The sequence below is a fragment of the Streptomyces sp. NPDC028289 genome, from assembly GCF_055565975.1.
The window spans coordinates 17,839-32,089 of the sequence record NZ_JBVHTI010000021.1 but is presented as its reverse complement, the minus strand read 5'-3'; the positions used below and the strand labels follow the sequence as shown (position 1 = coordinate 32,089).

The 14,251-nt window shown below is 69.7% G+C and carries 9 protein-coding genes; 3 read left to right on the top strand and 6 right to left on the bottom strand.

The genetic code is table 11. The features are described 5' to 3' along the window. Positions 1-56: 56 nt before the first annotated feature. The gene (locus tag ACZ4UV_RS51170; protein ID WP_351499617.1) at positions 57-695 is read right to left on the bottom strand and encodes a TetR/AcrR family transcriptional regulator; all 639 of its coding nucleotides are present in this window, start codon (positions 693-695) and stop codon (positions 57-59) included. A gap of 369 nt (positions 696-1,064) precedes the next feature. On the opposite strand from ACZ4UV_RS51170, the gene ACZ4UV_RS51165 reads away from it, so the two are divergent. Both ACZ4UV_RS51165 and ACZ4UV_RS51160 read left to right on the top strand, forming a co-directional pair. After that, positions 1,065-1,982, top strand: coding sequence for an ABC transporter permease (locus ACZ4UV_RS51165; RefSeq protein WP_451017366.1), 918 nt, complete (start codon positions 1,065-1,067; stop codon positions 1,980-1,982). A gap of 40 nt (positions 1,983-2,022) precedes the next feature. Further along, the gene (locus ACZ4UV_RS51160; RefSeq protein WP_451017375.1) at positions 2,023-2,892 is read left to right on the top strand and encodes an ABC transporter ATP-binding protein; all 870 of its coding nucleotides are present in this window, start codon (positions 2,023-2,025) and stop codon (positions 2,890-2,892) included. A gap of 36 nt (positions 2,893-2,928) precedes the next feature. On the opposite strand, the gene ACZ4UV_RS51155 is transcribed toward ACZ4UV_RS51160, so the two are convergent. The 4 genes from ACZ4UV_RS51155 to ACZ4UV_RS51140 form a co-directional block, all read right to left on the bottom strand. After that, positions 2,929-3,372, bottom strand: coding sequence for a GtrA family protein (locus tag ACZ4UV_RS51155; RefSeq protein ID WP_451017367.1), 444 nt, complete (start codon positions 3,370-3,372; stop codon positions 2,929-2,931). Positions 3,373-3,559: 187 nt separating this feature from the next. Beyond that, entirely contained in the window at positions 3,560-8,497 is a 4,938-nt protein-coding gene (locus tag ACZ4UV_RS51150) for an NAD-glutamate dehydrogenase (protein ID WP_451017368.1), read from the bottom strand. A gap of 600 nt (positions 8,498-9,097) precedes the next feature. Further along, positions 9,098-9,763: an HAD family hydrolase gene (locus ACZ4UV_RS51145; protein WP_390042469.1), complete on the bottom strand. Its 666-nt coding sequence runs from the start codon at positions 9,761-9,763 to the stop codon at positions 9,098-9,100. A gap of 112 nt (positions 9,764-9,875) precedes the next feature. Beyond that, positions 9,876-10,391: a DUF6912 family protein gene (locus ACZ4UV_RS51140; RefSeq protein ID WP_451017369.1), complete on the bottom strand. Its 516-nt coding sequence runs from the start codon at positions 10,389-10,391 to the stop codon at positions 9,876-9,878. Positions 10,392-10,730: 339 nt separating this feature from the next. On the opposite strand from ACZ4UV_RS51140, the gene ACZ4UV_RS51135 reads away from it, so the two are divergent. Beyond that, positions 10,731-11,192 carry an Rv3235 family protein gene (locus tag ACZ4UV_RS51135; RefSeq protein WP_390042465.1) on the top strand — a complete coding sequence of 154 codons (462 nt, stop codon included), beginning with the start codon at positions 10,731-10,733 and terminating at the stop codon, positions 11,190-11,192. A 103-nt stretch (positions 11,193-11,295) separates the two neighbouring features. Here the strand turns inward: ACZ4UV_RS51135 and secA are convergent, their stop codons facing one another. Further along, positions 11,296-14,139, bottom strand: a complete 2,844-nt coding sequence (gene secA / locus ACZ4UV_RS51130) for a preprotein translocase subunit SecA (protein ID WP_390042463.1) — start codon at positions 14,137-14,139, stop codon at positions 11,296-11,298. Between the last annotated feature and the right edge of the window lie 112 nt (positions 14,140-14,251).

The window sequence follows — 14,251 nt, the reverse complement described above, 5'->3', positions numbered from 1 at the left end:
TCTGCGCCCTCTACGACGAGACGGCCGCAGCGCCTGTGACATCCACGGTCGAGTGGCTACAGCGCCTTGAGCGCCTCCGTGGTCCCGCGGGCCAGCGCCGCCAGATACCCCTTCGGCAGCTTCGGGGTGCGGATCACCACCGAGCGCCAGTACAGCGGGCCGGAGATCAGGTCCATGGCCAGGTCGTCGTCGAGGCCCTCGGCGAGTTCACCGCGCCGCTGCGCCGCCTCGATGATCTTGCTGGCGACGCCTTCCTGGCCCTCGCGCAGCGTCTTCTGCATGGCCTCGGCGATGTCGGGGTTGCGGGCCGCCTCGGCCTGCAGGTCCGGGATGATCTGCGAGGCGACCGGGTGGCGCAGCGCACGGGACGTGACCTCGTACAGCAGCCGCAGGTCGCCCTCCAGGGAACCGGTGTCGGGCACCGGCAGGCCCATCACGGCGAGGGCGGAGACGACGTCGAGGACGAGGTGCAGCTTGGAGCGCCAGCGGCGGTAGACGGCGGTCTTGCCGACGCCGGCGCGGCGCGCGATGCCCTCGATGGACATCCGGGCATACCCGACCGCCGCGAGCTCCTCGAAGACGGCGGCCCGGATGGCCTCGGTCACGTCCTCGCGGAGGACGGCCGCCCCGGCGGGGGCTCGTCGGCGCGGACGCGTCTGGGACTCCTCGGCGTTCGTCGTCATGCCTCCCAGCATAGGGGCGTAACGACGAAACGGTTGCGTTCCGACGACGCCCCGGCACCGAGCCGCCACCCGAACGCCGCAACGCGGCCGCAACCCGGTCGCGCTGAACACGCCCCAGCTCACCGCCGTACCGAACACGTGCCCGCAACACACCGCAACGAATCGGTCGCGTCATGACCTCGAAAGTGTTACGGCACACATCCGTCCGTGACGACGAAACGGTTGCGTTCCGACGCCAACTCGGCCTACGCTCCCGTTGCGACGATACGGTCCCGTCCCGACGTAAGAAAACGTGAAGAGAAGCGTAAGGAAACGCCGGATGTACGGGCCCGGCGCCCAGCCGGACGCCGCACCCCCACCCCCCGAGTGAAAGCAGCGGATGTGACCCAGGTCCTTCACACACCGCCCCCGGCCCCGGTCACGGCCGAGGACGACCTCGCGGCGCTCGCCGCCCGGTACGGTCTCTCGGTCAGCGGCGCCCGTCCCTCCCTGCCGGAGTACATCCGCCAGCTGTGGGCGCGGCGGCACTTCATCACCGCGTTCGCCACCGCCAAGCTCACCGCCCAGTACGCCCAGGCGAAGCTCGGCCAGGTCTGGCAGGTCATGACCCCGCTGCTGAACGCCGCGGTGTACTACTTCATCTTCGGCATCCTGCTGGGCACCAAGCGCGGCGTCCCCGACTACATCCCGTTCCTCGTCACGGGCGTGTTCATCTGGACGTTCACGCAGAGCTCGATCATGGTCGGCACCCGCGCGATCTCGGGCAACCTCGGCCTCGTCCGCGCCCTGCACTTCCCGCGGGCCGCGCTCCCCATCTCCTTCTGCCTCCAGCAGCTCCAGCAGCTGCTGTTCTCCATGGCCGCCCTGGTCGTCATCCTGCTCTGCTTCGGCGTTCCGGTGGCCGCCTCCTGGCTGCTGGCCATCCCGGCGCTGATCCTGCAGTTCACCTTCAACGCCGGCTTCGCGATGATCATGGCCCGGTGGGGTGCCAAGACGCCGGACATCGCCCAGCTGATGCCGTTCGTGCTCCGCACCTGGATGTACATCTCCGGCGTCATGTGGAACATCGACAAGCTGACCAAGAACCACCACGGTCTGCCGAGCTGGGTGAACCCGGTACTCAAGGACAATCCGGCCGCCGTCTACATCGACCTGATGCGCTTCGCCCTGATCGACAGCTTCCACGCCAGCCAGCTGCCGCCGCACGTGTGGATCGTCGCGACCGGCTGGGCCCTGCTCTTCGGCGTCGGCGGGTTCATCTACTTCTGGAAGGCTGAGGAGACGTACGGCCGTGGCTGACAACGTGAGCGACACCCCCAGAATGAGCGACGACACCGGCATGAGCGACACCCCCACCGTGCGTGAGCCCCGCACCGTGAGCGACGTCCCCACCGTCGTCTGCGACGGCGTCGACATCGTCTACCGGGTCAACGGCACCGGCGCCGGACGCGGCTCCGCCACCGCCGCCCTCAACCGCATGCTGCGCCGCAAGCACGCGGAGCAGGCGGCCGGCGTCCGCAAGGTGCACGCGGTCAAGAACGTCTCCTTCGTCGCCTACAAGGGCGAGGCGATCGGCCTGATCGGCACCAACGGATCCGGCAAGTCGACCTTGCTCAAGGCGGTCGCCGGCCTGCTCCCGGTGGAGAACGGCGCCATCTACACCGACGGCCAGCCCTCCCTCCTCGGCGTCAACGCGGCCCTGATGGGCGACCTGACCGGCGAGAAGAACGTCTACCTCGGCGGCCTGGCCATGGGCATGTCCCGCGAGGAGATCAAGGAGCGGTACCAGGACATCGTCGACTTCTCCGGCATCAACGAGAAGGGCGACTTCATCACCCTCCCGATGCGCACCTACTCCTCCGGCATGGGCGCCCGGCTCCGCTTCTCCATCGCCGCCGCCAAGGACCACGACGTCCTGCTCATCGACGAGGCCCTGGCCACCGGTGACGCGTCCTTCCGCATGCGGTCCGAGGAGCGGATCCGCGAACTGCGCCAGCACGCGGGAACGGTCTTCCTGGTCAGCCACAACAACAAGTCCATCCGCGACACCTGCGAGCGGGTGCTGTGGCTGGAGCGCGGCGTACTGCGCATGGACGGGCCGACCGAGGACGTCCTCGCCGAGTACGAGGCCTTCACCGGCGACAAGTCCGACAAGACGAAGGCCAAGCCCAAGCCCAAGCCGCAGCCGAAGGCCGCCCAGCCGTCCTGAAGCATGACCTGCTGACGCCCATGAGCCGCGCCGTCGTCACACGGCGCGGCTCGTGTCCGTCTGGAACACCCACGTCCGGTAGACGAGGAAGCGGAAGGCCGAGGCGAGCACGATCGACAGCGCCTTCACCACGTTGGATTCCAGCGGCCCGTCGAGACCGAGGCCGTGATAACCGGCGTAGAACAGACCGCTTTCCAGCACGACACCCAGGCCGCTGAACACGAAGAAAAGTGCGATCTGCTGTCGTGTGCGCGAGGCCCGGTCGCGATAGGCGAAAAACCGGAAGCCCACGTAATTGGTGGCCATCGCCAGGCAGCTGGCCGCCACCGTCGCGGTCATGGCCGGCCAACGCAGGCCGTGCAGCAGCAGGTTGAAGGCCAGGAAATTGACGAGGACACCGCTGCCGCCGACGACCCCGAATTTCACGACTTCGAGGACGACGTGCGGGACCGGCCGCGCCACCGTGAGTTGCACTGTCACAGGGCAGACCATATCCGAGACATCCGGATTAGCAGGAAACGGTAAATTCAGCGTCCGTTTCCCCCTGGATATCGGCAAGAACAAACACCGGCAGGAAAGAAAGCGCCCCGGACCGTCACCGGCCCGGGGCGCCTTTCATGTCGTACGACTGCTTCGTACGGCTGCTTCGTACGGCTGCTTCGTACGACTACGAGTGCGTGCGCAGCAGCGTCCGCATCGTCCGCATGGCCACCGAGAGGTTGGCCAGGTCGAAGGAGTCCGAGCCGCGGATCTCCTCCAGGGTGGTCCGGGCCCGGCCGAGGATCGCGGCGTTCTTCTGCTCCCAGGCCTGGTAGCGCTGCTCGGGCGTCGACGTGCCGTTGCCCGCGGCGAGCACGTCGGCGGTGAGCATCGCGTGGGCCGCGTACAGGTCCTCGCGGATGGAGGCGCGGGCCATCGACTGCCAGCGGTCGGCCCGCGGGAGCTCGATGATGCGGTCCATCAACTGGGTGACGCCGAGCCGGTCGGCGAGGTCGTAGTAGACCTCGGCGACGTCCAGCGGCTCCTTGCCCGTGCGGTCGGCCACCGAGACGATGTCCAGCGCCGGGAAGGCGGAGGAGAAGCCGGCCACGCGGGTGGCGACCTCGGCGGGCACGCCGGCGCCGGACAGCTCGTCGTACACGTGCTGGTACCACTCCAGGTCCGCGCCGCGCAGCAGCTTCGGCAGCTGCTGCCAGACCTGTTCGACCCGCTCGGAGAAGAAGTCGACGGTCTCCAGGAGCTGGAGCGGCTGCGGCCGGTTGTTGAGGAGCCAGCGGGTGCCGCGCTCCACCAGGCGGCGGGAGTGCAGCCGGATCCGGGTCTGGACGGCAGCGTCGACCTTGTTGTCCAGTTCCTCGACCGCGTCCCAGACCGGGGCCGAGCGGAAGATCGCGCGGGCCGCGGTCTGCGCCCGGACGATCTCCTCCAGGGAGGCCCCGGTCTCCTCGCGCAGCCGGTGCAGGTAGGTCGTACCACCGGTGTTGACCGTGTCGTTGACCAGGACGGTGGTGGTGATCTCGCGGCGCAGCGGGTGGGTGGCGAGCGCGGCGGCGAACCGCTCGCGCAGGGCCGTCGGGAAGTACGCGTGCAGCAGGCTGCTCAGGTACGGGTCGTCCGGCAGCGTGGTGGCCAGCAGTTCGTCGGCGACCGTGATCTTCGTGTACGCCAGCAGGACGGCCGTCTCCGGGCCGGTCAGGCCCTGGCCGGTGCCGATGCGCTCGCGGATCTGGCGGTCGGTGGGCAGGAACTCCAGGGCCCGGTCGAGGTGGCCCTCCCTGACCAGGTGGCGCAGGTACCGCTGCTGGGCGTGGAGCATGTCCCCGGACTGGGCGAGCGCGTTGGCGATCGCCACGTTCTGCGCGTAGTTGTTGCGCAGCACCAGGGCACCGACCTCGTCGGTCATCTCGGCGAGCAGCTTGTTGCGCTGCTTGACCGTCATGTCGCCGTCCGCGACCGCGCCGTTGAGCAGGATCTTGATGTTCACCTCGTGGTCGGAGGTGTCCACGCCGGCACTGTTGTCGATGGCGTCGGTGTTGATCTTGCCGCCCTGGCGGGCGAACTCGATCCGGCCCAGCTGGGTCAGGCCCAGGTTGCCGCCCTCGCCGACGACCTTGACACGCAGGTCGGCGCCGTCGACGCGGATGGCGTCGTTGGCCTTGTCGCCGACGTCCGCGTTGGACTCGGTCGACGCCTTGACGTACGTACCGATGCCGCCGTTCCACAGCAGGTCGACCGGTGCCCCGAGGATCGCCTTCATCAGGTCGGCCGGGGTCAGCTTGGTGACCTTCTCCTCGATGCCGAGGGCCTCGCGGATGTGGCCGTTGACCGGGATCGCCTTGGCGCTGCGCGGGAAGATCCCGCCGCCGGCCGAGAGCAGGTCGGTGTCGTAGTCGCCCCAGCTGGAGCGGGGCAGGTCGAACAGGCGGCGGCGCTCGGCGTAGGAAGTGGCCGCGTCCGGGTTCGGGTCGATGAAGATGTGCCGGTGGTCGAAGGCGGCGACCAGGCGGATGTGCTCGCTGAGCAGCATGCCGTTGCCGAACACGTCACCGGACATGTCACCGATGCCGACGACCGTGAAGTCCTCGCTCTGGGTGTCGACGCCCAGCTCCCGGAAGTGCCGCTTCACGGACTCCCAGGCGCCGCGCGCGGTGATGCCCATGCCCTTGTGGTCGTAGCCCGCGGAGCCGCCGGAGGCGAAGGCGTCGCCGAGCCAGAAGTTGTAGCTGCCGGCGACCTCGTTGGCGATGTCGGAGAACGTCGCCGTGCCCTTGTCGGCCGCCACCACCAGGTAGGTGTCGTCCTCGTCGTGCCGGACCACGTCCTGCGGGGGCACGACCTCGCCGGCCACCATGTTGTCGGTGATGTCGAGCAGCGCCGAGATGAACGTCTTGTAGCTGGCGATGCCCTCCGCGAGCCACGCGTCCCGGTCCACGCCCGGGTCGGGCAGCTGCTTGGCGACGAAGCCGCCCTTGGCGCCGACCGGCACGATGACGGTGTTCTTCACCATCTGCGCCTTGACCAGGCCGAGGATCTCGGTACGGAAGTCCTCACGCCGGTCGGACCAGCGCAGACCGCCGCGCGCGACCTTGCCGAAGCGCAGGTGCACACCCTCGACCCGCGGCGAGTACACCCAGATCTCGAACGCCGGGCGGGGCGCCGGGAGGTCCGGGATGGCCTGCGGGTCGAACTTCATGGAGACGTAGGAGTGCGGCTTGCCGTCGGCCGTCTCCTGGAAGAAGTTGGTGCGCAGCGTCGCCTTGATGACGGTCAGGAAGGAACGCAGGATGCGGTCCTCGTCGAGGCTCGCCACCTGGTCCAGCGCCGCGTCCAGCTCTTCGAGGAGGGCGTCGGTGATCTCCAGGCCGGCCTTCTGCCGGTCCGGCGACATCCGCGCCTCGAACAGGGAGACGAGCAGCCGGGTGGTGTGGACGTTGTTGCGAAGGGTGGTCTCCATGTAGTCCTGGCTGAACGTGGAGGCGGCCTGCCGCAGGTACTTCGCGTACGCCCGCAGCACCATCGCCTGCCGCCAGCTCAGCCCGGCGCTCAGCACCAGCGCGTTGAAGCCGTCGTTCTCCGCCAGGCCGGTCCAGGTCGCCGCGAACGCTTCCTGGAAGCGCTCACGGCCGTCGTCGCCCAGGTAGTCGCCGTTGCCACCGCCGGAGACCTTCGGCATGCGCAGCCCGAAGTCGTAGATCCACGCGGTCGTCCGGTCCGAGCAGCGCAGTTCGTACGGCCGCTCGTCGATCACCTCGACGCCCAGCCGGTTCAGGACCGGCAGGACGGCCGACAGGGAGATCGCCGCGCCCTTGCGGTAGATCTTGAAGCGGCGCTCGCCGGGAGCGGCGCCCACCGGCTCGTAGAGGCTGAGGGCGAAGTCGTTGCCCGGTTCCTCGCTGAGCCGCTCCAGGTGGACCAGGTCGGCGACCGCCGCGCGCGGGGTGTGGTCGGCCTTGTAGCCCTCGGGGAAGGAGTTGGTGTAGCGGCGCTGCAGCTCGGCCGCGCGCTCCTCGCCGCACTCGGCGTTGAGCGCCTCGGCGAAGGCGTCCGACCAGGAGCGGGCCGCCTCGACCAGGCGGGCCTCGATGCGGTCCTTGTCGCTGTCGGACAGCTCGGGCAGCTCGGTGCCCTGCGGGACGCGGACGACGAAGTGCAGCCGGGAGAGGATCGACTCGGTGTTCCAGGCCGTGAAGTCGACGCTGATGCCGCCGAGCTCCTCCTTCAGGATGTCGATGATCCGCAGCCGGACGCCGGTGGTGTAGCGGTCGCGCGGGAGGTAGACGAGGGCCGAGTAGTAGCGGCCGTACTCGTCCTGGCGCAGGTACAGCCGCAGCCGGCGGCGCTCCTGGAGGTAGAGAACGGACGTGACGATCGACTCCAGCTCCGGGACCGGGGTCTGGAACAGCTCGTCGCGCGGGTAGGTCTCCATGATCTGCATCAGGTCGCGGCCGTCGTGGCTGTTGGGCGAGAAGCCCGCCCGCTCCAGCACGGCGTCGACCTTGCGGCGGATGACCGGCACCCGGCGCACCGACTCGGTGTAGGCGGCGGACGAGAACAGCCCCAGGAAGCGCCGCTCGCCCACCACGTTGCCGTCCGCGTCGAACTTCTTGACGCCGATGTAGTCCAGGTACGAAGGCCGGTGCACGGTCGCCCGGCTGTTCGCCTTGGTCAGGACGAGGAGCTTGTGCTCGCGGGCCTTGGCGCGCGCGTCGGCGGGGAGCCGCTCGAAGGAGGGGCTGACCGGGTGGCCCTCCTCGCCGGCGTGCTGCGGGTCGGAGCGCAGGATGCCCAGGCCGGTGCCGGGCACGGCGGCCAGCGAGTCGTCCTCGCGCAGCTGGTACTCGCGGAAGCCGAGGAAGGTGAAGTGGTCGGCGGCCAGCCAGCGCAGCAGCTCGCGGGCCTCCTCGACCTCGGGGCGCGGCAGGTCGGCGGGGACCGGCTCCTCGCCGAGGTTCTCGGCGACGCGGACGGCCGCCTCCCGCATCTTCTCCCAGTCCTCGACGGCCTCACGGACGTCGGAGAGCACGCGCAGCAGGTCGGCGGTGATCTGCTTGAGGTCGGAGCGGTCGGTCTCGCGGTCGATCTCGACGTGGATCCAGGACTCGATGTACGCGTCGTGCGGCAGTTCCTCGCCGACGGCCGGGGTGGGCAGCACCTCGATCAGCTTGCCGGTGAGGTCGCGGCGGACGGCGATCTGGGGGTGGATGACGACGTGGATCCCGCGCCCCTGCCGGGTCAGCTCGTTGGTGACCGAGTCCACGAGGAAGGGCATGTCGTCGGTGACGACCTCCACCACCGTGTGGGTGCAGGTCCACCCGTTCTCCTCGACGCTCGGGGTGTGGACCCGGACGTTCGCGGTGCCCTGGGGGCGGGTCTCGGCGAGGCGGTAGTGCGAGACGGCCGCGCCGAAGACGTCGACCGGGTCGCGGTCGGCCAGGTCCTCCGGTGCGGTGTGCAGGTAGTAGCGCTGGAGGAACGCGAAGACGGACTCCTGGTCCGCCTCTCCCGTCGTCCCAGTCGGTAGGTGCCCCCCGGCCGGGCTGTTCTCAGCTACCCGGGCGGCCCGATCGAGCAGCTCGGCCTTGGCTTCGTCCAGCTTGGTCTGCATTGTCCTCTGGCTCCTGTCGCGCGCCATTGCGTGACGTAGAAGGAAGTACGGGATCTTCCCCCTGCGGCTCGACGCCACGGCCGGGTTCTCCGGTCTGCTCCGACGCTATGCCGCAGGGTGAGACGAGCGGGGGGTATTGAGCCATATTCGAGCTGCTCCGCAGGTGTGACGCTGCTCTCGGCAGCACTCCTGCCTGGGCCGCCTTCGGCGCCCTCCGCCCGGGAAGACCAGCCACCGCCACCCGGTCACGGAGGTGCTCCGTGCTCACCGGGCGCAGGGCAGGGGCACCGATGCCCCCGCGAACTATCGCGCTGATCACGCCACCAAGGCTATCGCTCCCGACCGGGCGGCCGTCATGAGCCGTATGTGTACAAAACAGGGGGTGGAACTTTGACGTTCTGCACAGGGGCACTGCGCCGGCTTGGCCTACATGGGAGTGGGGGGTGGCTGAAAACGGGTGGTGAGGGTGCGGGTGCGTGGGGGCTGGTCGCGCAGTTCCCCGCGCCCCTAAAGGGGCGCTGCAGTCGCGTCGGCTACATAGCTGCGGCACCCGGCCAGCGCCGGTAAGCGACACCCCCCGTCCCAGCCCACCCGCACCGCTCACGCCACCAGCCGCTCCGCCTCCTCGACCGCCTCCGCCAGCGAGTCCACGACCGGCACCCCGGCCTCCTCCAGACTCGCCCTCCCGTGCGACCCCCCGGTGTACAGCACCGCCTTCGCCCCCGCTGCCTGCGCCGCCACCGCGTCGTCCGCCGCGTCCCCGATCACCACGGTCCGCCCCGGGGCCACATCCGCCAGCTGCCGCAGATGCCGCACCATGTGCTCGGCCTTGCTGCCCCCCGACGGTCCGACCCGCCCCTCCACCCGTATGAAGTGCGGCTCGATCCCGAACCCCCGCACCAGCGGGACCAGTTCGTCATGAACGTACATGCTCAGCAGCGACTGGCTGCGCCCCGCCGAACGCCACCCGGCCAGCAGCTCGGCCGCCCCCTCGGTCAGCCCGCACCTGACGCGGTGCTCGGCGTAGTACCGGTGGAAGATCACGTCCATGACCTCCCACTCGGCGTCCGTCGGCAGCCGCCCCATCAGCCGCTCGTAGAACTTCGGCACCGGCACGCAGTACAGCGCCCGGTACTGCTCCAGCGTGATCGGCGCCAGGCCCAGCTCGGCCGAGGCGGCGTTCGTCGCCCCGATGATCGCGTCGTTGTCGTGGAACAGCGTCCCGTTCCAGTCCCAGACAATGTGTGCGCTTTCGTGCTTCCCCATGCCAAAAACGCTACCCGCCAGCGCTGACAATCAAGACCTCCGGCACATCACCGCAGGTCACAGCCGCCTCGTCGGCCCCCGGCAACCTCTGTCGGACCCCGCCGGCCTCGCTTCAGCCGCCGAGCCCCACCAGGTTCGGGATCTCCTGTGTGGCGTACCAGAGCAGTTCGTGGTCCTCGGCCCCGTCCACGACGAACTGCGCGTCGTCGTCCCCGCCGTCCGCCGCCTCCAGCGCCCCGGCGGCCGCCGTCACGTCCTCCTCCGCGTCGTCGGAGTCGACGTGCACCGAGGCCGCCTTGGCCAGCGCCACCGTCCCGGTCACCCGGACCTCGCCCAGCGCCGCCGGGTCGAGCCCGCGGTCCGGGTCGGCAGCCGCCGTGCCGTCGGGCACGTCGACGGCGACCACCACCCGGCGCCGCAGCGCGTCCGGGGCGGCGGCCAGCAGCCGCAGCGAGGCCAGCGCGGCCCGGTTGAGCGCGGCGTACTCCAGTTCCTCCATGTCGTCGGAGAGGTACCACTCACGCAGCGCGGGCGTGACCGCGTAGGCGACGAACGGACCGGTCCCCAGTTCGCCCGTCTTGTGCGCCTCGGCGAGCCCGGGGAGGGTCAGGGGGACGTAGACGCGCATGGCTGGGCCGCTCTCTTCCGGACTCTTCGACTCTGCTTCGGCATTGCGCCTCCCGGAAGGCCTGGCGCCTTCCGGAGGGCCTTCAGGATACGTGCGGGCGTCCCCTTTCGGGTCCCGGCCGGTGACGTCGGGAGCGTCCACCCGACGGCCCGCGATTCACCCGGTGCGGCCGCCCGCCCAGCGGGTTTCCGGCACCTGCGACCACTCGGATAGGTGAACATTTCCGGACCCCCGACACAGACCGCCGCCGCCTTGCTGTCGCCGTCCCGGCCCCCGTACAAGATCCGTAACCGAAAGTTACCGCCCGGTACCCGCCGGGCCCGCCGAACGGGGACCCCCATGAACAAGGTCATGACCAGGACCGCCCAGCTTCGCCCGGTCACCAGGCCGCCCGGCCGCCGCGACTCCCGCCGCCCCGGCGCCCCCTCCTCCCGCCGGCCGCTCACGCCTCCGGCGGCCCCGCCGGGCCCCCGCCCCACCGACCTCTTCGCGGAGCGTCTGCTGGCCGTCCTGAGCGGCCGTCGTCCCGTCCACTGGATGCTCCGGCACACCGCGGGGCACGCCTACGACGACCTGGCACGCCTCGCCGAACGCGGCCCCCTGCGCACCCGCGGCACCGACCCCGTCGTCCGCGACATCGGCTACTACGTCGCCCGCGCGGGCGCCCTGGAGGTCTTCGCCCGCATCGCCGCGGGCGACCGGCTGCGCGCGCTGGCCTTCCGTCTGGAGCGGGGCGCGGACCTGCGCTGGCGCTGCACGGCGGTGGAGATGGGCGGCCCACGCGCGCCGCACGACGACTGACGGCCGGAGCCCGGCCCGGCCTCCCGCCGTACCCCCAAGCCGAAGGGCCGGCCCCCCTTCCCAGGGGGACCGGCCCTCGTGGAGCGCTCGTCGGCGCCAGGGGTTACTTCCTGCGGCCGCGGCGGCTCTTCGCCTGCTTGCGGCGCTCGGCGCGGGTCAGGCCGTCGGCCTCGGAGCGGGCCGGCTCGTCCTCGTCGTAGTCGAAGTCGCCCTCGACGATGCCGCCCTCGCCGTCCACCGTGGCCGCCGAGAAGTGCATGCCCCGGCGCTGCGGCGCCTCAAGACCCTTCGCGCGGATCTCGGGACGGGAACCCGCCTGGGCCGGAACCGCGTCCTGGACGCCCTCCGCCGCCTCGGTGTCCTCGACCGGGACCTCCTCGACCTGCTGCTCGACCTGGACCTCCAGGTTGAACAGGTAGCCGACGGACTCCTCCTTGATGCCGTCCATCATCGCGGTGAACATGTCGAAGCCCTCGCGCTGGTACTCGACCAGCGGGTCCTTCTGGGCCATCGCGCGCAGGCCGATGCCCTCCTGGAGGTAGTCCATCTCGTAGAGGTGCTCGCGCCACTTGCGGTCCAGGACCGACAGCACGACCCGGCGCTCCAGCTCACGCATGATCTCGGAGCCGAGCTGCGTCTCGCGCGACTCGTACTGCTCGTGGATGTCGTCCTTGATGGACTCGGAGATGTACTCGGCGGTGAGGCCCGCGCGGTCGCCGGCCGCCTCCTCCAGCTCGTCGACGGTGACCTTGACCGGGTAGAGCTGCTTGAAGGCGCCCCACAGGCGGTCGAGGTCCCAGTCCTCCGGGAAGCCCTCGGCGGTCTCCGCGCCGACGTACGCGTCGATCGTGTCGTCCATGAAGTGCTGGATCTGCTCCTGCAGGTCCTCGCCCTCCAGGACGCGGCGGCGCTCGCCGTAGATGACCTCGCGCTGCCGGTTGAGCACCTCGTCGTACTTCAGGACGTTCTTACGGGTCTCGAAGTTCTGCTGCTCGACCTGCGACTGCGCGGACGCGATCGCGCGGGTGACCATCTTGTTCTCGATCGGCACGTCGTCCGGCACGTTCGCCATGGACATCACGCGCTCGACCATCTGGGCCTTGAACAGGCGCATCAGGTCGTCGCCGAGGGAGAGGTAGAAGCGGGACTCGCCGGGGTCGCCCTGACGGCCGGAACGGCCGCGCAGCTGGTTGTCGATCCGGCGCGACTCGTGCCGCTCGGTGCCGAGGACGTAGAGCCCGCCGAGGTCCTTGACCTCCTCGAACTCGGCCTTGACGGCCTGCTCGGCCTTCTCCAGGGCAGCGGGCAGCGCCTGCGCCCACTCCTCGATGTGCTCCTCGGGGTCGAGGCCGCGCTGGCGCAGCTCCGCCTCGGCGAGGTCCTCGGGGTTGCCGCCGAGCTTGATGTCCGTACCACGGCCGGCCATGTTGGTGGCCACCGTGACGGCACCCTTGCGGCCGGCCTGGGCGACGATCGAGGCCTCGCGCTCGTGGTGCTTGGCGTTGAGGACCTCGTGCTGGATGCCGCGCTTGGAGAGCTGCTGGGAGAGGTACTCCGACTTCTCGACGGAGGTCGTGCCGACCAGGATCGGCTGGCCCTTCTCGTGCTTCTCCGCGATGTCGTCGACGACCGCCTCGAACTTGGCGACCTCGGTGCGGTAGATCAGGTCCGACTGGTCCTTGCGGACCATCGGCCGGTTCGTCGGGATCGGGACCACGCCGAGCTTGTAGATCTGGTGGAACTCGGCGGCCTCGGTCATGGCCGTACCGGTCATGCCGGACAGGCCCGGCTGTTCCTTGCCGTTGTGGTCGTGGCGCTTGTAGAGGCGGAAGAAGTTCTGCAGGGTGATCGTGGCGAGGGTCTGGTTCTCGTCCTTGATGTCCACCCCTTCCTTCGCCTCGATCGCCTGGTGCATGCCCTCGTTGTAGCGGCGGCCGGCGAGGATACGGCCGGTGTGCTCGTCGACGATCATGACCTCGCCGTCGAGGACGACGTAGTCCTTGTCCTTCTTGAAGAGCTCCTTCGCCTTGATGGCGTTGTTCAGGTAGCCCACCAGAGGCGTGTTCACCGACTCGTAGAGGTTGTCGATGCCCAGCCAGTCCTCGACCTTGGAGACGCCGGACTCGTGGATGGCGACGGTGCGCTTCTTCTCGTCGACGTCGTAGTCGCCGGTCTCCTCCTGGCCCTTGAGCGGGTTGCCGGCCTCGCCCTTCTTCAGGCGCAGGACCAGCTTGGCGAAGTCGCCGTACCACTTGGTGGCCTGGTCGGCCGGGCCGGAGATGATCAGCGGCGTACGGGCCTCGTCGACCAGGATGGAGTCGACCTCGTCGACGATGGCGAAGTTGTGGCCGCGCTGGACGAGCTCGTCCTGGGCCCACGCCATGTTGTCGCGCAGGTAGTCGAAGCCGAACTCGTTGTTCGTGCCGTACGTGATGTCGCACGCGTACTGCTCGCGGCGCTGGGCCGGCGTCATGTTGGCGAGGATGCAGCCGACGGTGAGGCCCAGGAACTTGTGGACGCGGCCCATCATCTCGGAGTCGCGCTCGGCCAGGTAGTCGTTGACCGTGATGAGGTGGACGCCCTTGCCCGCCAGCGCGTTGAGGTACGCCGGCAGGGTGCCGACGAGGGTCTTGCCCTCACCGGTCTTCATCTCGGCCACGTAGCCGAGGTGGAGGGCCGCGCCGCCCATGATCTGCACGTCGTAGTGGCGCTGGCCGAGGGCGCGCTTGGCGGCCTCGCGGACGGTGGCGAACGCCTCGGGGAGCAGGTCGTCGAGGCTCTCACCGTCGGCATAGCGCTGCTTGTACTCATCGGTGAGGGCCCGCAGCTCGGCGTCGGAGAGGTCGACGAAGTCCTCTTCGATGGAGTTGACCTGGTCCGCGATGCGGTGCAGCTTGCGCAGGATCTTGCCTTCGCCTGCACGCATGATCTTCGAGAGGACGGACACGGGGGTTAGTCTCCTTGCCGGTCGGGCCTGGGAGGGTCGGTTTCCATTTGACGTACTGAGCAACGGCCATCGTATGCGAGGACCCGGCCGTGTCGGGAGGCCTGTCGGCCCG

Coding starts and splice junctions, on each gene's coding strand:
- ACZ4UV_RS51150 (WP_451017368.1), bottom strand. CDS start 8,497: ATGCAGACCAAGCTGGACGAAGCCAAGGCCGAGCTGCTCGATCGGGCC.
- ACZ4UV_RS51140 (WP_451017369.1), bottom strand. CDS start 10,391: ATGCGCGTCTACGTCCCCCTGACCCTCCCCGGGCTCGCCGAGGCGCAC.
- ACZ4UV_RS51170 (WP_351499617.1), bottom strand. CDS start 695: ATGCTGGGAGGCATGACGACGAACGCCGAGGAGTCCCAGACGCGTCCG.
- ACZ4UV_RS51160 (WP_451017375.1), top strand. CDS start 2,023: ATGAGCGACACCCCCACCGTGCGTGAGCCCCGCACCGTGAGCGACGTC.
- ACZ4UV_RS51135 (WP_390042465.1), top strand. CDS start 10,731: ATGAACAAGGTCATGACCAGGACCGCCCAGCTTCGCCCGGTCACCAGG.
- ACZ4UV_RS51145 (WP_390042469.1), bottom strand. CDS start 9,763: ATGGGGAAGCACGAAAGCGCACACATTGTCTGGGACTGGAACGGGACG.